We start from the raw sequence: 18,000 nt of genomic DNA, 5'->3' as shown, positions 1-18,000 counted from the left end.
CTGTGGGTGAAAGAGGATGCGCGGCTAGCCAGGTGAAGCCCGATTGAGGTACTGATAGAGCTTGCGACACGTTGCATCAAAGGCATTTTGTTCGGACTCGGAGATAGCTGGCCAAATGAGAGGACCGCCGTCTTCCTCAATGATCTTGTCCAGGAGGGTTGCCACAGGAAGAGTGAGGAGATCGGGATCTTCATGGCGTCGTCGGATCATTTCACCGCCCAGCATCCAGATGTGATCGCGGTGCCGAAGCAATGTCTTGCGCGTATATCCCAACGTTGGGAGACGCTCCAGGAAAGGCGTGAGTATTGCTACGATTGCCTCTCCAGTCGAAATATCTTCGTCAACGACTCGCCACGAAGCAGGCCAGTTATCCAGGTCTGGAATGTACTGGGCGAGCGTTTGCTGTTCGGGGACAATAGCGGTTTTGCCCTTGTCGCTTCTGCTCCTGCTAACCATGTTGCTGACCCGCCTGCTGAATGCCTGCCATCATATTCCAGGTTTCGTTTATGAAGGTGCGCGGCTGTGCGAGGCAACCCAGTCCATCGAGATCGACGTGCGTCCGCGCAAGGGCTCGAAGCCGATCTGCTCATGCTGTAGCCAGCCTGCGCGAGGTTACGACACGCTCGCACAGCGCAGGTTCGAGTTTATTCCGGTCTGGGGTTTTGCCGTCTTCCTGCTCTATACCATGCGGCGCGTCGATTGTCGTGACTGTGGTGTCAAAGTCGAAGCCCTGCCGTGGGCAAACGGCAAGCACACGCTCTCCCGCGCTTACATGCTGTTCCTGGCGCAGTGGGCACGCAAGCTGTCGTGGAAGGAGACGGCACAAAGCTTCCGCACCAGTTGGGAGAAAGTCTTCAACGCGGTGGAGTAGGTGGTGGACTGGGGGCTGGCCCATCGCGAACTCGGTACGATCCGTGCCATTGGCGTCGATGAGATCCAGTATGGTCGTGGACACAAGTACCTCACCCTGGTCTACCATATCGAGGCCGGCTGTACGCGTCTGCTATGGGTGGGGCAGGAGCGCACGAAGGCAAGCTCCGCCAAGTTCTTCGCCATGATCGGCAAACAGGTATGTGAGAAGGTTGAGTTCGTCTGCTCGGACATGTGGAAGCCCTACCTTGAGATGATTGCGCTGCATTGCCCCAATGCGCTGAACATCCTGGACCGCTTCCACATCGTTGCGAAGATGAATAAGGCCATCGATGAGGTCCGCGCTGACGAATCGCGCCGCATGGTCCGCGATGGATACGAGCCGGTGCTCAAGAGTTCCCGCTGTGCCTGCTCAAACGCCCGGAAAATCTGACCGACAAACAGCGGCTGCGCATGCGTGACTTGCTGCAGTACAACCTGCGCACCGTACGCGCCTGGCTGCTCAAAGAGGAATTCCAGCAGCTCTGGGATTACATCTCACCGGACTGGGCCGGGAAATTCCTCGACCAGTGGTGTACTCAGGTGATGCGCTCGCGCATCGAGCCCATGAAGAAGTTCGCCCGCACCGTGCGTGCCCACCGTGAGCTGATCCTCGACTACTTCCGTGCGCGCAAGCAGTTCTCCAGCGGCGTCGTCGAGGGTCTGAACAACAAGGCAAAAGTCACGATGAGAAAATCGTACGGGTTTCGAACTTTCAGGGCGACGGAAATCGCGCTATATCAAGCACTTGGGAGCCTTCCCGAGCCTTCGTCAACCCACACATTTTTCTGACGAACCCTGATTTTTAGGCATCGGCTTGTCTGTCTCATAGGATCTAGCTCGCCCATGGCGGCAGCAGTGACTTCGGATTGGCGTAGCGCATGGTTGACGACAAAGCTGCACGATGGCCAGTTTTTCCTACACTGAACGCCGACGACGGCGTTCCGATTCGGTCAGAACTTTGATGCTTTCCACAATTTGCATAGGGAGGCGCTTGCTTATAAGGACGCCTCCCCTAGCGCGGCTTCGAGGCCGGGCGTTTGTGCAAGGCATTCATGTGATCAAGCAGCACATTGGCAAATGCGTGGGCGGCGCTGGACATAGCCCGATCGCGCAGTCTGAGCAAGCAGAGTTCGCGCTTAACCAGCGGGTTTAGCAGGCGCCGGTATTTTACCCGGCCGACTCGGCGCGATGTTGCGGTGTATGAAGGCAGCACGCTGACGCCGAGACCGATGTCAACGAGCGCCACTGCGGTAGCGATGGAGGACACTTCGTATCGCGAGTGCAATCGCAAGCCGGTCGCCGAGGTCGCGTCGTCCACCAGGGACTGGAGCGCATTGTCGCGGGGGAAGCCGATAATGGGCAGGTCAGCGAGGTCGCCCCATGACACGCTCTTCTTGCGCGCCAGGTAATGATCCTGCGGACAGGCCAGCACCAGTTCGTCGTCGATCAGCACATCCCCTACCAACAGTTCGCGCTGCGCCCGGTCGAGCGGCCCGATGCCCAGGTCGACCTCGCTATCGTGGACTAGCCGGCGGATTTCATTTGGGGCGACGTCGTCGCGCAGCACGACGAACACGTCTGGGTGCTCGACACGATAACGATCCAGCACCGCCGGCAGCAGCGTCGATGCGAAGGTCGGTGTGACGGCAACGACAATACGCCCACGCGCCCTTTCGGCTCGGGTGCGCGTCTCAGTCACGGCGCTATGCAGGTCAACCAGCAGGCGCTCGGCCAATGGGAAGAAATCTCGACCCGAGTCGCCGAGCTTGACGGAGCGCGTCGTGCGCTCAAACAGCTGCACCCCGATCTCTTCTTCGAGCGAGCGTACCAGCGTGCTGAGCGCCGACTGTGTCAGGTGCAGCCGCACCGCTGCGGCCGAGAAGCCGCCCAGCTGGGCGACCGCAACGAAGGCACGCAGTTGCCGAAGGGTGATATTCATCTCGATATTTTATGAATCAATAATAATTGATCAATAGTAGCAGCGATCGCGCTGTTGCATACTCGGTGCTCCCCTACCTCGAGAAACGAATCATGCTGAATCCCGGTTTTCTCATCGAAGACACCTTTGACGTGCTCGTCGCTGGCGCTGGCGTCACTGGCATCTGTGCGGCGATCGCGGCGGCCCGCCAAGGCGCGCGCACCGTGCTGCTGGAGCCGAGGCCGTTCATCGGCGGCAACGCCGCCACCGGCCTTTGCATCCACACCTTCAAGACCAAGGACGGCCGCCAGGTTGTGCACGGCCTGGCGCAGGAAATCGTCGACCGACTGGTCGAGCAGGGCGGGGCGGTCGGCCATGTGCCGCTTCCAGAGGGGTACGTGCATTCGGTGACGCCGGTCGATGCCGACCTGTTCCGCATGGAAACCACAAAGATGCTTGCGCGCGAAGGCGTTACCATCCTCTACAACACCGTGCTCGTCGATGCCGAGGCTAGAGATGGTCGTGTCGAGCGCGTGTTGGTCTGCAGCAAGAGCCAGCTGGGATATCTCAAGGCACGCACCTTTGTCGACGCCACTGGCGATGCAGATCTGGCATCGATGGCAGGGGCGCCGGTGCGCACCGGCTGGACGGGCTCCGGCGCGATGCAACCGGTGTCGATGATGATGCGCGTAGTCTCGGTCGACACCGCACGCGCCTGCCAGGCCTTGTCGGAACACCCGCCGGCCTGGGCCACTAAACGCGGCGTCGCCGATCCCATTCCAGTTTATTTCCACGGTACCTTTACGCGCTGGAACGGCATTCTGCGCGAGCTTGGGGTCTATGACCACGACGACCACCAGTTCTGGACGAACACCGTGTGGCCGGACCAGTTGAACTTCAATGGCAGCCGACTGGCGAATATCGATGGAAATGATCCACTCGCGCTGTCGCGCGCAACGGTGGAGCTGACCGGCCAGTTGCAGAAGCTTGGCGCTTTCCTGCGCGCCAACGTCGAGGGCTTCGAGCGGGCGTCGTTCGTGCCCAACGCCTTCGTCGGCGTGCGCGAGACCCGCAACGTCAACGGGCTTTATGAACTGAACGAGGAGGACATCCGCGCCGGCCGGAAGTTTGCCGACACCATCGGCCAGGGCTGCTTCCCGGTCGACATCCATCATCCCGACGGCAAGTCGCAGGAGCATATCGATATCGGCGGCAACGGCGCCTACGACATACCGTACCGCTCCTTGCTGCCGCAGGGCATGGAAAATCTGCTCACTGCGGGCCGGTGCATTTCGGTCAGCAACTACGCTCATGGGGCCACGCGCAATATGGCACCATGCATGACCACCGGCGAGGCCGCCGGCATTGCTGCCGCGCTTTCCGCAAAGGCTGCGACGCCATGCCCGGAACTCCCCATGGCACGGCTGCAGCCCGCGCTACGCCGCGTAGGCTTGTATCTTGGCGAGGCCGTGGCCTAGCCCGTCGCCAACCGAACTTCACTTCTCGGTTACCTTCACAAAGAGCCATTCATGATCAATCGATTGATAAACCGCCGGCTGTTTGTCAGACTGCTCGCCACCCTGACTCTAGGCGTCGCGACGTTCGGCGCGCACGCCGAGGACTACCCGAAAAAGCCGGTACGCTTCGTCGTGCCCTATCCGCCGGGCGGCGCCTCGGATGTCACCGCGCGCTTGATCGCCGAGAAGCTGACGGAAAGCTATGGACAGCCGTTTATCGTCGAGAACCGGCCTGGCGCTAATGGGATCATTGCGACCGAAGCAGTTGCCAAGGCCGCGCCTGACGGGTACACCATCCTAATGGGCAATGTCGGTCCAAACGCAATTAATGCGGGCCTGTATCGAAGGCTGCCGTTCGATCCTATCAAGAGCTTTGTGCCGGTCACGCTGACGACCACGGTCCCGCTGGTCTTGCTTGTCAATCCGTCGTCGCCGGTCAAAACCACGCAGGACCTCATCGCCAGGGCCAAGGCCGACCCCGGCTCGGTCAAGTTCGCCTCGGGCGGACCAGGTTCGGCGACCCACCTCACCGCGGAGCTGTTCAAGGAGATGGCGGGCATCGATATCGTGCACGTGCCGTACAAGGGCGATGTGCCGGCCATGACCGACTTGATGGGCGGACACGTGACGATGGCTTTCGCAACCTCGATCGCTGCGGCGCCGAACATCGCCAGTGGCCGGCTGCGGGTGCTTGGCACGGCGTCGAAAAACCGGCCTAAGTCGCTCGCCCAATATCCGACCATCGCGGAGGTCGGCCTCAAGGGCTTCGAGTCTGTCTCTTGGGGCGGGGTGCTGGCGCCGGCAGGCACGCCAGCTCCAGTGATTGCGTCGCTTCATGCCCATATCGTGAAAGTGCTGGCGATGCCTGAGGTTCGCGACAAGCTTGCCAATCTAGGGGTCGATGTCGTCGGCAGCACGCCAGAGGAATTCGCGACCTATCTGAGAGCCGAGATTCAGAAGTGGACGGGAGTGATCAAGGAAGCAGGTGTGACGGTGGAATGATCAGGCGCTGACTGGGTAGCGACAGGTCGTTCCCGCTTCGAGGAGTGGGCTTCCTGTTCACCTCAGGCCGCCGCTGGCTGAGCGAGCTGCTGTTGTTGGCGATCGTTAATCCTGCTAGTGGTGCCCATATGTGCGCAAACGGACTCGTCGTGGCCCGCTACGTCTGGGCCCCATGATCGCCGCTCGTCAGAGACCGGCGTTCTTGGCCTGCTCGATGTGAGAAAGATCGATCATCTCTCGGCCATCCAGGATTGCCAGTTCGGCCGCAACATTAAGCAATCTTGAGACTTCCCCGGTCAACCCACCACTTGCAGCAAGAACCGTGGTGACCATCTCGCGCCGAGGCAAGTTAGAGGGGCGGCGCAGCGGCAGGATCCACTCAAACGCGGAGAGCAAGCCCCTGAAGGACGCAGACTCTTGCCAGCGAGGCACCTCAAAGCGCGCGAACCGGCTGCTAAATCTGCGCGTCCGTCTGTAACGCGATCTCGGCATCGCGCGTTCCGAGCACGCCAGGCGGCAAAGATCGGATGCCAATAGTGCAGATAGAACAGCGTCAAGCCTTCAGCCTGGATAGTGCGACGGCTCATCGGCAGGAACTGAATCAGGAAGCGAAGTTCTTCGGCAGCCGAGTCGGGGAGAAGCCGCGGCCTGGATGCTTCAGACAACCCCAACCACACGGAGTATGGCGTCGCGCCACCTAAGCCTCGATGGGCACTGTGATGGTAGGTCTGTCCAGTTTCATACGTCAACCATTGCTCGAACTCTCGGAGGGTTAATGCGGCCTCCGCTTCTGGTTTGCGAGCTTTTCGTCCTTTCGTCGAGGATCCGGTCGAGCCTGGCAGAATGTGTACCTTCTCCATCATGGTCCGGTTCAGTCTTTCTATCATTCGCCCGTTTCGAGTGGATAGATCACCACCAGCGTGCGCTCATGCCGATAAATGGTTTGAGGTTACCCCGCTTCGTTGGACAGTCATACATTTGAATTTTATGTCGATAGTTGGATCCTTTTGATGGCGTCGTACGAGTTGTCCATGGGCGGGCGGCGGGGCGCCTGTGTCGCCCACGACGCCGCCCGGCGGTGGGCAACTCGCTGGCGCCAGGCCGGCCAAGGCGGCGTCAGCCCGCCACGCTATGGCGCTGGCTGCGGGAAGCTGACGCAACGGCTGCGGCTATTCCCCAGTGAACGCTGCCGGCCGCCGCTGCTGAAAGTGTGCCACGCCTTCCTTGAAATCCGCGCTCTGGATGCTCAGGAACATTTCCTGGTTGGCATCCATGATCGCCTCGCCGAGGCTTTGATACGGGGTCTCCCACAGTTGCCGCTTCATCACGCGAATCGAGCGCGGCGACACATTGTCGGCGAGATCGCGCGCGTAGCTGTGCGCCTGGGCCAGGAGCGCATCGGGCGGCGTGATCCGGTTGACCAGTCCCATGCGCAGCGCCTCTTCAGCCGTGACCTTGCGCGACGACAGCAGCAGATCCGCGGCATGCCCCGGGCCAACCACGCGCGGCAGTATCCACGCGATGCCGTGCTCGGCGATCAGGCCCCGCTTGGCGAAGGCGGTGCTGAAGACCGCAGTCTCGCTGGCGAAACGGATATCGCTATAGAGCGCCATGATTAAGCCCAGCCCGGCGGCCGCGCCGTTGACGGCGGCAATGATTGGCTTCTGTACCGCCGGGAAGTAGGAATAGCGCGTTTGGTAATCGGCGCGGCGGTTCATATCAAAGGGGCGCATCCACTTCTCCTCCCGAATATCGCCCGGAGGTAGCACTTCCAGCTCATCCATATCCATGCCCGCGCAAAACCCGCGCCCGGCGCCGGTCAGGACGATGGCACGCACGTCGCGATCGCGGTCGGCCTGTTGCATGGCCTCGCGGATTTCCGCCTCCATGATCCGGGTCAGCGCGTTGAGGCGATCGGGGCGGTTGAAGGTGATCGTGGCGACCAGGTCGCTGACTTCATACTTGACTTGCTCGTAGGCCATGACTGTGTCCTTGTGGTTGCATGCGCGTTGTGGTGTTCAGGCGGGAAGCTGGATGGCGCGCGGTTCGACGAATTCCTCGAGTCCGGCGATGCCGTTCTCGCGGCCCACACCGGATTGCTTGAAGCCGCCGAACGGCGCCAGCGGATTGAACCGGGCGCCGTTGATGTCGACCTGGCCGGCACGCAGGCGCGAGGCCACCGCCATGGCTTGCTGCGGATCGCTCGACCAGACCGCGGCCGCCAGTCCGTAGACGGTGCCGTTGGCAATCGCGATGGCGTCCTCCAGCGATTCATAGGTCATCAATGTGAGTACCGGGCCGAACACCTCCTCCTGGGCAATCCTGGCGTGCGCGCCGACATTTCCGAGCACGGTAGGCGGCACGAAATAACCTGCGGAGGGCTGTTCGCTGGCATCCCGCCCGCCTGCGATCAGTTCGGCGCCTTCGGCAAGCGCGGCGTCGATGTAACCCAACACGCGCTCGCGTTGCTGCGCGGACAGCAGCGGCCCGAGCGTGGTGGCCGGCGCCATCGGGTCGCCCATGACATAGCCGGCGATGCCCTGCCGCAGCAGTTGCACGCAGGTTTCGTAGTGCGTCGCTGGTACCAGCAGGCGTGTGGTCGCGGTACAGGTCTGTCCGCTATTCAGGAAGCAGGCGCCCAGCGCATGGCGCATCGCCAAGGGAAGATCCGCGTCGGGCAGCACCACGGAAGCCGACTTGCCACCGAGTTCGAGCGTCACCCGCTTGATGCCCGCGCCCGCCACACTGGCTACGCGCCTACCAGCGGCAGTCGATCCGGTGAACGACACCATATCCACGTCGGCATGGGCGGCAAGCGTCTCGCCCACCACCACGCCTTCGCCCATCACCATGTTGAAGACCCCGCGCGGCACGCCGGCGGCCGCGGCCGCACGCACCAGCGCGAACGCGGCTGCCGGCGCCAGCTCGGAGGGCTTGAGCACCACCGTGCAGCCGGCAGCGAGCGCTGGCGCCACCTTGGCCGTGATCTGGTGCAGTGGATAGTTCCATGGCGTGATGCACGCCACCACGCCGGCGGCATCCTGGGTAACCACCGAATGCCCGATCTTGCTGCTGAAGTTGAAGCGCTCGGCCAGGTCCGCATACGTCGCCCACGCGGCCACCGGTCCTTGTACCTGGATGCGCCGCGACAGCTTGAAGGGCATGCCGACCTCGCGCGTGATGGCTTCGGCCAGGAAGTCCCCCTCCTGCGCCAGCAACGCGCCAATGCGGCGCAGCGCGGCCGCCCGCTCGGCCACCGGCGTGCGCGACCAGCCTTCGAAGGCCAGTTTCGCCGCATTCACCGCCGCGCAGGCTTCGCCCTCGCCGGCCAAGGCAACCTCGGCGAGTGGCTGTTCTGTGAAGGAGTCCAGGAGGGTCAGGCTCGCACGCGGCGCAAAATCTCGCGACGCGCCATCGATATAGGCGTGCTGATAGTAATGCATCGAAACTCGAATCGGAATAAAGAAGTGTCCGCACCGGCTGCGGACTGCGCACACAGGGGGCGGGCGCAGTCCGCGCGGTTGGCGTTAAGCAGCGGTTTCGCTTTCGCGGCGACGGCGGCCGCGTGCATCCAGGAAACCACGCATGATTGCCTGGGGTTCGCCGGTGGCATATTCGTCGCGGTGATAGCGGATCACCGCGGCACAGGCCTCGTCAAATCCGGGCTGGGTCAGCACGCGGAAACGCTCCTTGGTCAGCCGCACGGCATTGACGGGCAGCTCGGCGAACTCGCCAGCGATCTCCATCGCCTTGGACAACACTTGCCCCCGCTCGGCCAGGACATTGAGGATGCCAAGCTGATAGGCGCGCTCGCCCGTGATCAGGCGGCCGAGCAAGGACATCTCCACATTGTGCGACCGGCTCAGGAACAGCGTCATCAGGTAGGAGCCGAGAATGCTGGCCAGGCCGACACGCACTTCGGGCTGTCCGATCGACATGTCGGCAAAGCCGACGCGGATATCGGCCAGCAAGCCGATCTGGAAACCGGTGCCGGCTGCGGTGCCGTTGAAAGCCACCACCAGCGGCTTGTCAAGATTGCGCACGGCCTGGAACATGGCACGCTGGTGCCTCATCCAACCTTCCACTTCCTCGGTCTTAAAGCTGGCCGCCTCGGCCAGGTCTTGCCCGGAAGAGAAAGCGCGATCCCCGGATCCGGTCAGCACGATGGCGCGGATGGCGCCATCGGCATTGAGTTCTTCCAGCGCGGCGATCAGTGCATTGCGCATCGGGCCGCTGATGGCATTGAGCGACTCGGGATGATCGAGCGTCACCAGGGCTATCGCTTGCTGGCATTCGACGCGCACGTACTGTTTCATCGTGTTCATGACTTCATTTCCTCAACGGTTTTTGTTGCGTGGGCGCTACCGCTCACGCTGACGGAGTGGGCATGCGGCTGGCGCTCGATCAGTGCGTCGACGATCACTACGCCTTCCCCCTCGGAGCGGACCATCACGGGGTTCAAGTCGATCGAAGCGATCTCGCCACCGCTGCGCTGCATGACCGCTGCAACGGCAACCACCGCATCGCACAGAGCCGTTACATCCATGGGGGCTTCGCCGCGCACGCCGGCAAATAGCGGCGCCACACGCAGCCGGGAGAGCGCCGTGCGCACTTCCGCGGCGTCGAACGGCGGCACCAGCAAGCAGAAGTCAGGCATGGCTTCGATGTACTTGCCGCCGTCGCTGACCATGATCACTGGCCCGAACACCGGGTCGGTCTTGCCGCCAATGGCAAACTCGCGGCGGCCGCGCTCCATCCGCGCCACGATCACGCCGCCCCACGGCACCCCCAGCGTGGCCATGCCGTCGCGGCAGGATTCGAAGGCGCTGCGCACGGCGTCTTCGCTGTTGGCATTGAGGAAGACCAGCCCATACTCGGATTTGTGCGGTAGGGCTTCGGAACACGCTTTCACCGCTACCGCGCCGCCCAGTTGCCGCCAGGCGGCAAGCGCTTGGTCCACGTCGTGGCACACCCAGTATGCGGCCACCGGCAGCCCGGCGCTGGTCGCTACGGCCAGGCTGTCGGCTTCGCTGAGGAAAGGCGCGGCGCCTTCGGGCAGCACGATGCCCTCGCCATCTGGCGCTGCGGGCGGCGCCGCATGCATCAGCGCGAAGTGGCGCGAGGCCTGGTCCAGCGCCAGCATGGCTTGCCGTTCACTGGCGAAGGTGACCAGGCCGCGCCGCCGGAATGGCGCCAGCGCCGACGCCAGGGTGGCGGTCACCACCACGGTCTTGCCGGTCGCCGCCTCGAAGGCCGCCGTATCTTCGGCGAGGCGCTCCAGGTCATAGCCGGCGCCCGCCACCGGCAGGCTGATCAGGTACAGATCGCCCGCGGGATCCTCCCCCAGTGCCCGTAGCACGCCGCCCAGCGCGCCGCTGTTACCGAGCAGCGCCGTAGTAAGATCGATCGGATTGGAACACGTCGCAAATGACGCCAGCGCCTCCTTGATGCGCTCGCGTGTGGACGACGCCAGCTCTCCCAGCTGCAAGCCCAGTTCGTCCGCCATATCCGCGCACATCACGCACGACGAGCCGCTATTGCTCACCACTACCAGTCCGCGCCCGAGCGACCGCATGCCCTTGAGGTACAACTCGGCCACATTGACGATGCTCGCAGGATCGGCCACGCGCCAGATTGCATGGCGGTGCAGGAAGGCGTCCACTACGCCATCTTCATTGACCAGGGCGCCGGTGTGGGACTGCGCCGCCGCCATGCCGCTGGCGCTGCGCCCAGCCTTGAGCATGACGATGGGAATCCCCTTGCGGCGCGCCTGCGCAGCAGCCGCCGCCAGCACTTCGGGATCTTGCAGGCTCTCCATGTAAAGCACAATCAGCTTGATCGCCGGGTCTTCGGTGACAACTTGTGCCAGCTCCGATACGGTCGTGTCGGCCTCGTTGCCGGTCGCCAGTACATAACGCACGCCTACCCCCCGCTCGCGCAGTAAGGTGTACAGGGCGGCGCTGGTGGCACCGCTCTGGCTGACGATAGCCACCGGCCCGTCTTGCGGCGCCAGTTGCGTGAACATCGTGCTGAAGTTGGCCACGGCGCCGTTGCTGAAGTTGGCGAGACCCTGGGAGTTGGGGCCGACCAGGCGCATCCCGGCGCGCGCAGCCACCTGGGCCAGTTCAGCTTGCTGCTGGAGGCCGTCTTCACCGGTTTCGCCAAAGCCGGAACTAAGAATGATGGCCGTGCGCACGCCTCTGGCGGCGCAGGCGCGCACCGTGGTTGCCACCGCGGCGCCGGCTACCGCCACGATGGCAAGATCGGGCGCCTCCGGCAGTGAGGCCACATCGGGGTAGCAAGGCAGGCCTTGCACCACGCTGCGGGTGGGATTGACCGGGTAGATATTGCCGGCATAGCCGAAACGCCGGAGGTAGTCGACGGGCCGGCCACCCACCTTGTCCGGATTATCCGATGCGCCGATAATGGCAACGGACTTCGGTGCCAGTGCGGCAGCGAGAGAGTCGGGTCTGGTATCCATATGCATTGTTAGTTGTGATGCCACGCCGGCGCAGCTCAGTCGGCGCTGACGCCCGCTTCCTTGACCACGCGGGCCCATTTGGCGGTTTCGGTCTTGATGTAAGCGGCAAACTCGGACGGAGTGTCACCAATAGCATCCGCGCCTTGCGACTGCATCCATTTGCGCATCTCCGCGTCGCGCAGGATGGCAACCAGGTTCTTGTTCAGTTTGTCGACGATGGAGGGCGGCGTGCCTGCCGGCGCGAGGATGCCGAACCATGCGGTGGCCTCGTAGCCCGGCAAGCCGGCCTCCGCCATGGTCGGCACATCAGGCAAGACCGGCGAGCGCTTGGCGCTGGTGACGGCCAGTGCGCGCAACTTGCCACTCTTCACATAGGGTGCGACGGAACTGTCGAACATCAGATTGATCTGCCCGGCAAGCAGGTCCGACACTGCCGGCGCGCTGCCTTTATACGGCACATGCAACATCTTCACGCCGGCCATGCTCTTGAATAGCTCGCCCGACAGGTGAATGGTGCCGCCCGTGCCCGATGAGCCGAAACTCAGCTTGTCAGGATTTGCCTTCCCATAGGCAATCAGTTCGGACACGTTGCGCGCCGGCATCAACGGATTGACCACCAGGATATTCGGCACTTCGGCCACCAGGGTGATGGGCGCGAAATCCTTGATGTGGTCATAGGGCAAGCGCTTGTACAGGCTTGCATTGATCGCCTGGGTCGCGGCCGATCCCATCAACAAGGTGTAGCCATCGGCGGGCGATTTGGCGACCACCTCGGCACCGATGTTGCCGCCGGCGCCGGCACGGTTATCGACGATGACCGACTGCTGCACCCGCTCCGACAGCGCCTTGGCGACCGCCCGCGCGAGCAGGTCGGTCACACCGCCCGGGGTGTAGGGCACCACCAGCCGGATCGGCCTGTCGGGATAAGCGGCGTGCGCCTGCACGGCGGCCAGCGGCAACGCCGCAAAGACTACCATCGCGCGCAACAGACAAGGAGGAATCTTCATTTTGGGTTGTCTCCGATATGTTTTTTGTTTGGCGTTGCCAGAGCTTTAGCCTCTCGGCAGCAAATACCGGGCGAGTTTAGCAACGGCGCCACCATGCTCCTATAGAATGACCGGGATACCAGATATACAAGATTCGAATGGGGTACGCGTATGGAGCTCAAGGCACTCCGCGCTCTTGTCGAAGTAGCGGAGTTTGGGAATATCTCGCAGGCGGCGGTCGTGCTCGGGCTGACCCAGCCGTCGCTGAGCCGCATCATCGCCGCCCTGGAGAGTGAGCTGGGCGGCCCGCTCTTCTACCGTACCGGGCGCGGCGTCACGCTGACCGAACTGGGAGAGGCTGCCCTACCCAGGGCAAGAAGCATGGTGATCAACGGCGAACAGCTCGTAGCGGATATGCGCGATCTGGGCCAGGCGCCATCGGGCGTGGTAACGCTGGCGCTGCTGCCTTCGGTGATGCGCGGCATCGCCGGCGACCTGTTCGAGGTAGTGCGCCGGGTGTACCCGGCCGTGCGGCTGCGCATGCTGGAGGGCTTCAGCGGCCAGATCGAAGAGTGGCTGGCAGAAGGCCGCGCCGACATCGCGCTGCTCAGCCGCTATCGGCATGCGCAAGCGAGCGTTGAAGAAGTACTGACCGTCTCGCAATTGATGCTGGTAGGTATGCGAAACAGCGAGAGTGGTGGCAAGACGGTGCGCTTCCGAGAACTGGACGGGCTGCCGCTGGTCCTCCCGGCGAGCCCCAATGCTTTACGCGTCGCGGTCGGCGACGTGGCGCGGCGCCTGCACGTGGGGATCGACGTGGTAATCGAGGCAGATTCGCTGGAGGCGCAGAAGTCGATCATCAGCCGTCAGGGATGCTACGCTGTGCTTAGCCCGCAGACCGTCGCCAAGGAAGTTGCGGCTGGCCAGTTCGAGGCTCGCCGCATTGTCGACCCGGAGCTGCCGCGGCTGGTTGTACTTTCCACCACCACGCATCGGCCACTCAGCCGCGCGGCGCGGGAGGTGGCGCGCATCGTGCGTCGCCTGATCGGCGAGCCCGAGGCTGAGTCCGCATAGTGCGGCGATGCATGCAAGAAAAGGATATCTGATATAGCGCGCTCTCTCTATGGCTGAACTCCGGCAATCTCTACACTTGCCGGCGCGCCTCCACAGAGAGGCGAGCATCTATCCATGGAGACGACCTTGAATGCATTAGCTTCACTCCGGAGCGCTCTCGTACTGTCCTGTGCGCTCGCGGCAGCGCCCTTGGCCAATGCACAGCCCAGCTATCCCGATAAACCAATCAGGATAGTGGTGCCCTTCCCGCCCGGCGGCCCGACCGACTCGATGGCCAGGCTCGTAGCCCAATACCTCGGACAGCAATTGAGCCAGTCCGTCATCGTCGACAATCGCGGCGGCGCGGGCGGCAATATCGCCACCGAGGTGGCGGCCTCATCTCCAGCCGACGGTTATACCCTGTACTTCGGTACCACCGGTACGATGGCCATCAATCCGTCCTTGTACCGCCACCTCAAGACCGACCCGATCAAGGCCCTCGACTCTGTCGGCACGGTAGCATCGACACCCAATCTGCTGGTCGTCTCGCCCACCCTCCCGGCCAACAACATCAAGGAATTGATCGCGCTTGCCAGGCAGAAGCCGGGCTCCCTCACCTTCGGCTCCGCGGGTAACGGCAGTTCGAACCATCTGAGCGGCGAGTTGTTCGGGTCGATGGCAGGCATCGATATCACGCACGTCCCATACAAGGGCACCGGCGCAGCATTGACCGACCTGTTCGGCGGCCGCATTTCCATGTTGTTCGACACCGTCGCCAACCAGGTCCAGTTTATCGCTTCGGGCAAAGTCAAGCCGATCGCCCTGACCGGCGCCCACCGCTCCGAGGCCCTGCCCAAGGTCCCGACCATCGCCGAATCCGGACTACCGGACTTCGACGTGACGATCTGGTTCGGCGTATCCGCGCCCAAGGGCACCCCGCCCGAAGTCGTCAAGCTCCTGAACCTGCGGCTGCAGACGGCGCTCGCCATGCCGGAATTCAAGTCAAAGCTGTCTGCGCTCGGCGCGCAGCCGATGCCCGGCACACCCGCAGACTATACCCGGCTGATTCAGGCCGACACGGCTAAATGGGCCAAGGTGGTCAAGCTGACTGGTGCCACGCTGGACTAATGTGGTTTTTTCAAATGAGTCTGGTACGGGGCAACCGCACCAGACAGGAGTGAGGATATGACACAGAATGCCGTCGAAGTGACCGTGACGGACGCGGTCGCGCTGGTCACGCTGAATCGGCCCGAGCGAATGAACGCGGTGAATGCGGAACTGCGTGCCGGGCTGATTGCAGCGCTCGGCGACCTCAACCGGCGCGACGACGTGCGCGCCGTGGTGCTTGCCGGCCAGGGCTCGCGCGCCTTCTGCGCCGGTCAGGACCTGAACGAGGCCGCAGCGATGGACTGGAAGCAGATTGCCAGCTGGCTTACCCATCAACGGGCTACGTACCAGGCGATCCGCGACCTGGACAAGCCTTGCGTTGCCGCGGTGCAAGGGGTGGCCGCGGGCGCGGGCCTCCAGATCGCGCTGTGCGCGGACTGGCGCATCGCCACGCCGGAAAGCCGCTTGGGCCAGCCCGAGGTGAAAGCCGGCCTAGCCAGCATCGTGGGCTCCTACCTGATGACCCTGCATGTCGGGCACACGCATAACGCGCAGCTTTCGCTGTCAGGCGACCTAATCTCGGGTACGCGCGCCTATGAGATCGGCCTAGTCACCGAGGTTTGCGAAGCGGATCAGTTGATGACCCGCGCCCTCGCGCGTGCGCAGGCGATGGCAGCACAGCCGCCAACGGCGATCCGTATGTCAAAGCAGCGCCTGCGGGCCATGAGCCAACCGGGATTCGACGAAGCCTGCGTGGCAGGCATCCGGGCTCAACTCGAGTGCTATGCCGATGGCGAGCCGCAGCGGGTGATGGCTGGGTTTATTGGGAGGCGAGCGGGCAAGGTTTGATATGTTGCGGCGGGGCCATCGACGATGGCCCCGCCCTACAGTTCGGCCGTATGGGTCCCGCTCGGGCGCGGCCGGATCAATCCACCCGAATATTGCCCTCCTTGATTAACCGGCCAAGCCGCTCCGATTCCATCTTGACCTTCTCGCGGAATTGCTCCGGGTCGCTGGCAATGACATTGAAGCCCTCGCTCTTGAGCCGCGCGTTGATGTCCGCGAACTCCAGCGTCTTGCGCAGGCTGGCCTCGATCTTCGCCAGCACGTCCTTGGGCACGCCCTTGGGCACCATCATGCCGACCCATGAGTTCGCCTCATACCCCGGCACGAACTCCGCAATAGTCGGGACTTCAGGCAACTGCGGCACGCGCGCCTGGCTGCCGATGGCGAGCGCCCTGACCTGGCCGCTCTTAACGTATTGCATCACGACCGGGAGCGTGGTAACCACATAGTTGATCTCACCGCCGAGGATTGCAGTCAGCATCGGCCCGCCGCCCTTGTAGGGAACGTGAGTGGCCGAGAAATTGGCCTGCGAGGCAAACGCCAGCCCGTACAGATGGTTGGAGCCCCCCACGCCGGAGGATCCGTAGGTTACCTTGTCCGGATTGGCCTTGGCGTAGGCAATCATCTTCGGCACTGTCTGCGGCGCGAAATTCTTCGCGGTGGCAAGCAACATGGGGGCGCTCACCATCAGGCTGATGTAGTCGAACGAATTGAAGGTATCGTACTTGATGTTCCTGTAGAGATGCTGGTTCACTGCATGGGAGTCGAATACCATCAGCAGCGTGTAACCATCGGCCGCAGCCCTGGCCGCTTCGTAGGTACCGATCGTACCGCTGGCACCACCCTTGTTGTCGATGATGACGTTCTGGCCCAGGTACTCTGACAGCGTCGGGCCAATGATCCGCGCGACATGATCGACCGAGCCGCCAGGCGGGAACGGCACGATCAAACGGATAGGCCGGCTGGGGTAGCTTTGGGCCCCTGCCGTGGCAGCGAACGACGATAGGATGGCCGCTGCCAGCAGCGACCGGACTTTTCCAGGCACGTTCATGAGTTGTCTCCTCCTTGTTGTGTGGTGACGTCGCGCACCCTAGCCTATTGGCTGGCCTGTCTGGTCGCGACGCGGGTCTTCAGCCGCCGACATTGACTACCAGCCGTCCCCTGATCTTTCCGCTGATCAGGTCCGCAGCCGCGGCGCATGCCTGCGCAAGCGATATCTCGGTGGTGTTGGCGGCGAGCACCGATACCGGCAACTCCTTTGCCAGCCGCTCCCAGGCTTCGACGCGCTCCGCGCGTGGGGCGTAGACACTGTCGATGCCCAGCAGTGTCACACCGCGCAAAATGAAGGGCGCTACGCTGGCGGGAAAATCGATGCCCTGGGCCAGCCCGCAGGCAGCAACCAGCCCGCGATACTTCATGCTGGCGCAGACATTGGCCAGCGTGTGGCTGCCTACGCAGTCCACCGCGCCTGCCCAGCATTCCTTTTGCAGTGGCTTGCCGGCCTGCGAGAGCGTTGCCCGGTCGATCACCCGCGCGGCCCCGAGCGCGGTGAGATACGTGCTTTCGGCAAGACGGCCGGTCGAAGCGGTCACGGTATAGCCGCGCTGCGCAAGCAGGGCGATGGCGATGGTGCCAACGCCGCCGTTCGCGCCTGTCACCAGGACGTCCCCGCTATCCGGCCTCAGGCCATGTCGCTCCAGCGCATTCACACAGAGCATCGCCGTATAGCCCGCCGTACCGATCGACATCGCCTGGCGTGCGCTCATGCCGGCGGGCAGGGGCACCAGCCAGTCGCCATTCACACGGACGCGCTGCGACAGCCCGCCCCAGTGCGTTTCGCCTACACCCCAGCCATTCAGGATGACAGCGTCACCTGGCCGGAAGCGTTCGTCGTCGCTGTGCTCGACCACGCCCGCGAAGTCGATGCCCGGCACCATGGGGAACTTGCGTACCACGGGGGCCTTGCCTGTGATCGCCAGCGCATCCTTGTAGTTGATCGTCGAGAATTCAACCCTCACAGTCACATTGCCTGGCGGAAGCCGCTTGGTATCCAAGTGGGAAATGGCGGCCTGGGTTGCGCCGCCGCTGTCCTTCTCAAGGACGATTGCATCAAACATTCACGCTCCTCTCCTACTGAAATGGGATCTTCCCGGGGTCGGCCGGCCTTTTCCGAGCCGG

Annotated in this window: 16 protein-coding genes and 2 pseudogenes; 6 read left to right on the top strand and 12 right to left on the bottom strand. The window is 63.2% G+C overall.

The window, feature by feature from the left end:
- Positions 1–24 precede the first annotated feature (24 nt).
- Positions 25–456 (bottom strand): hypothetical protein, encoded by a 432-nt coding sequence (locus LDO29_RS25770; protein ID WP_224082571.1) that lies wholly within the window; start codon positions 454–456, stop codon positions 25–27.
- On the opposite strand from LDO29_RS25770, the pseudogene LDO29_RS28395 reads away from it, so the two are divergent.
- Positions 455–1,701, top strand: a pseudogene (locus LDO29_RS28395) (ISL3 family transposase). The gene LDO29_RS25770 and the pseudogene LDO29_RS28395 sit on opposite strands and share 2 nt — an antisense overlap.
- Positions 1,702–1,752: 51 nt before the next feature.
- On the opposite strand, the pseudogene LDO29_RS25755 reads toward LDO29_RS28395, so the two are convergent.
- Positions 1,753–1,893 (bottom strand): annotated as a pseudogene (locus tag LDO29_RS25755) (IS3 family transposase); the annotation flags it as partial.
- Between the two features lie 31 nt (positions 1,894–1,924).
- Positions 1,925–2,851: a LysR family transcriptional regulator gene (locus LDO29_RS25750; protein ID WP_224082569.1), complete on the bottom strand. Its 927-nt coding sequence runs from the start codon at positions 2,849–2,851 to the stop codon at positions 1,925–1,927.
- Positions 2,852–2,943: 92 nt separating this feature from the next.
- On the opposite strand from LDO29_RS25750, the gene LDO29_RS25745 reads away from it, so the two are divergent.
- Both LDO29_RS25745 and LDO29_RS25740 read left to right on the top strand, forming a co-directional pair.
- On the top strand, positions 2,944–4,308 hold the full coding sequence (locus tag LDO29_RS25745) for an FAD-dependent oxidoreductase (RefSeq protein ID WP_035864216.1): 1,365 nt from the start codon (positions 2,944–2,946) through the stop codon (positions 4,306–4,308).
- Between the two features lie 51 nt (positions 4,309–4,359).
- Complete coding sequence (locus tag LDO29_RS25740) at positions 4,360–5,349, top strand: Bug family tripartite tricarboxylate transporter substrate binding protein (protein WP_224082568.1); 990 nt, start codon at positions 4,360–4,362, stop codon at positions 5,347–5,349.
- A 186-nt stretch (positions 5,350–5,535) separates the two neighbouring features.
- On the opposite strand, the gene LDO29_RS25735 is transcribed toward LDO29_RS25740, so the two are convergent.
- The 7 genes from LDO29_RS25735 to LDO29_RS25705 all read right to left on the bottom strand — a co-directional run bounded on the left by LDO29_RS25735 (position 5,536) and on the right by LDO29_RS25705 (position 12,837).
- A complete protein-coding gene (locus tag LDO29_RS25735; RefSeq protein ID WP_224082595.1) occupies positions 5,536–5,682 on the bottom strand; it encodes a hypothetical protein in 147 nt (48 codons plus the stop codon).
- Positions 5,646–5,936, bottom strand: a complete 291-nt coding sequence (locus LDO29_RS25730; RefSeq protein WP_224082592.1) for a Mu transposase C-terminal domain-containing protein — start codon at positions 5,934–5,936, stop codon at positions 5,646–5,648. Before LDO29_RS25730 ends, LDO29_RS25735 begins: the two co-directional genes overlap by 37 nt.
- Positions 5,937–6,518: 582 nt before the next feature.
- The gene (locus LDO29_RS25725) at positions 6,519–7,331 is read right to left on the bottom strand and encodes an enoyl-CoA hydratase (RefSeq protein WP_035864213.1); all 813 of its coding nucleotides are present in this window, start codon (positions 7,329–7,331) and stop codon (positions 6,519–6,521) included.
- A 36-nt stretch (positions 7,332–7,367) separates the two neighbouring features.
- Positions 7,368–8,792 (bottom strand): aldehyde dehydrogenase family protein, encoded by a 1,425-nt coding sequence (locus LDO29_RS25720; RefSeq protein WP_224082567.1) that lies wholly within the window; start codon positions 8,790–8,792, stop codon positions 7,368–7,370.
- An 84-nt stretch (positions 8,793–8,876) separates the two neighbouring features.
- Positions 8,877–9,674, bottom strand: a complete 798-nt coding sequence (locus LDO29_RS25715) for an enoyl-CoA hydratase/isomerase family protein (RefSeq protein ID WP_224082566.1) — start codon at positions 9,672–9,674, stop codon at positions 8,877–8,879.
- The gene (locus LDO29_RS25710) at positions 9,671–11,830 is read right to left on the bottom strand and encodes an acetate--CoA ligase family protein (RefSeq protein WP_224082565.1); all 2,160 of its coding nucleotides are present in this window, start codon (positions 11,828–11,830) and stop codon (positions 9,671–9,673) included. The genes LDO29_RS25715 and LDO29_RS25710 overlap by 4 nt, the downstream gene beginning before the upstream one ends.
- Before the next feature lie 35 nt (positions 11,831–11,865).
- A complete protein-coding gene (locus tag LDO29_RS25705; protein ID WP_396022714.1) occupies positions 11,866–12,837 on the bottom strand; it encodes a Bug family tripartite tricarboxylate transporter substrate binding protein in 972 nt (323 codons plus the stop codon).
- 150 nt (positions 12,838–12,987) lie between these two features.
- On the opposite strand from LDO29_RS25705, the gene LDO29_RS25700 reads away from it, so the two are divergent.
- The 3 genes from LDO29_RS25700 to LDO29_RS25690 all read left to right on the top strand — a co-directional run bounded on the left by LDO29_RS25700 (position 12,988) and on the right by LDO29_RS25690 (position 15,825).
- Complete coding sequence (locus LDO29_RS25700; RefSeq protein WP_224082564.1) at positions 12,988–13,890, top strand: LysR family transcriptional regulator; 903 nt, start codon at positions 12,988–12,990, stop codon at positions 13,888–13,890.
- A 114-nt stretch (positions 13,891–14,004) separates the two neighbouring features.
- Positions 14,005–14,997: a Bug family tripartite tricarboxylate transporter substrate binding protein gene (locus tag LDO29_RS25695; RefSeq protein ID WP_224082563.1), complete on the top strand. Its 993-nt coding sequence runs from the start codon at positions 14,005–14,007 to the stop codon at positions 14,995–14,997.
- Between the two features lie 57 nt (positions 14,998–15,054).
- A complete protein-coding gene (locus tag LDO29_RS25690; protein ID WP_224082562.1) occupies positions 15,055–15,825 on the top strand; it encodes an enoyl-CoA hydratase/isomerase family protein in 771 nt (256 codons plus the stop codon).
- A 76-nt stretch (positions 15,826–15,901) separates the two neighbouring features.
- On the opposite strand, the gene LDO29_RS25685 is transcribed toward LDO29_RS25690, so the two are convergent.
- Positions 15,902–16,873 (bottom strand): Bug family tripartite tricarboxylate transporter substrate binding protein, encoded by a 972-nt coding sequence (locus LDO29_RS25685; protein WP_224082561.1) that lies wholly within the window; start codon positions 16,871–16,873, stop codon positions 15,902–15,904.
- 79 nt (positions 16,874–16,952) lie between these two features.
- Positions 16,953–17,939, bottom strand: coding sequence for an acrylyl-CoA reductase (NADPH) (acuI, locus tag LDO29_RS25680; RefSeq protein WP_224082560.1), 987 nt, complete (start codon positions 17,937–17,939; stop codon positions 16,953–16,955).
- Positions 17,940–18,000: the final 61 nt, after the last annotated feature.

Origin of the sequence: Cupriavidus laharis (genome assembly GCF_914271435.1) — a bacterium.
Classification (GTDB): domain Bacteria; phylum Pseudomonadota; class Gammaproteobacteria; order Burkholderiales; family Burkholderiaceae; genus Cupriavidus; species Cupriavidus laharis.
This window is presented reverse-complemented; position numbering and strand designations above follow the sequence as displayed.

Excerpts from the sequence above, each read along its gene's own strand:
- LDO29_RS25770 (WP_224082571.1), bottom strand. The coding sequence starts at position 456 with ATGGTTAGCAGGAGCAGAAGCGACAAGGGCAAAACCGCTATTGTCCCC.
- LDO29_RS25750 (WP_224082569.1), bottom strand. The coding sequence starts at position 2,851 with ATGAATATCACCCTTCGGCAACTGCGTGCCTTCGTTGCGGTCGCCCAG.
- LDO29_RS25745 (WP_035864216.1), top strand. The coding sequence starts at position 2,944 with ATGCTGAATCCCGGTTTTCTCATCGAAGACACCTTTGACGTGCTCGTC.
- LDO29_RS25740 (WP_224082568.1), top strand. The coding sequence starts at position 4,360 with ATGATCAATCGATTGATAAACCGCCGGCTGTTTGTCAGACTGCTCGCC.
- LDO29_RS25735 (WP_224082595.1), bottom strand. The coding sequence starts at position 5,682 with ATGGTCACCACGGTTCTTGCTGCAAGTGGTGGGTTGACCGGGGAAGTC.
- LDO29_RS25730 (WP_224082592.1), bottom strand. The coding sequence starts at position 5,936 with ATGAGCCGTCGCACTATCCAGGCTGAAGGCTTGACGCTGTTCTATCTG.
- LDO29_RS25725 (WP_035864213.1), bottom strand. The coding sequence starts at position 7,331 with ATGGCCTACGAGCAAGTCAAGTATGAAGTCAGCGACCTGGTCGCCACG.
- LDO29_RS25720 (WP_224082567.1), bottom strand. The coding sequence starts at position 8,792 with ATGCATTACTATCAGCACGCCTATATCGATGGCGCGTCGCGAGATTTT.
- LDO29_RS25715 (WP_224082566.1), bottom strand. The coding sequence starts at position 9,674 with ATGAACACGATGAAACAGTACGTGCGCGTCGAATGCCAGCAAGCGATA.
- LDO29_RS25710 (WP_224082565.1), bottom strand. The coding sequence starts at position 11,830 with ATGGATACCAGACCCGACTCTCTCGCTGCCGCACTGGCACCGAAGTCC.
- LDO29_RS25705 (WP_396022714.1), bottom strand. The coding sequence starts at position 12,837 with ATGAAGATTCCTCCTTGTCTGTTGCGCGCGATGGTAGTCTTTGCGGCG.
- LDO29_RS25700 (WP_224082564.1), top strand. The coding sequence starts at position 12,988 with ATGGAGCTCAAGGCACTCCGCGCTCTTGTCGAAGTAGCGGAGTTTGGG.
- LDO29_RS25695 (WP_224082563.1), top strand. The coding sequence starts at position 14,005 with ATGGAGACGACCTTGAATGCATTAGCTTCACTCCGGAGCGCTCTCGTA.
- LDO29_RS25690 (WP_224082562.1), top strand. The coding sequence starts at position 15,055 with ATGACACAGAATGCCGTCGAAGTGACCGTGACGGACGCGGTCGCGCTG.
- LDO29_RS25685 (WP_224082561.1), bottom strand. The coding sequence starts at position 16,873 with ATGAACGTGCCTGGAAAAGTCCGGTCGCTGCTGGCAGCGGCCATCCTA.
- acuI (WP_224082560.1), bottom strand. The coding sequence starts at position 17,939 with ATGTTTGATGCAATCGTCCTTGAGAAGGACAGCGGCGGCGCAACCCAG.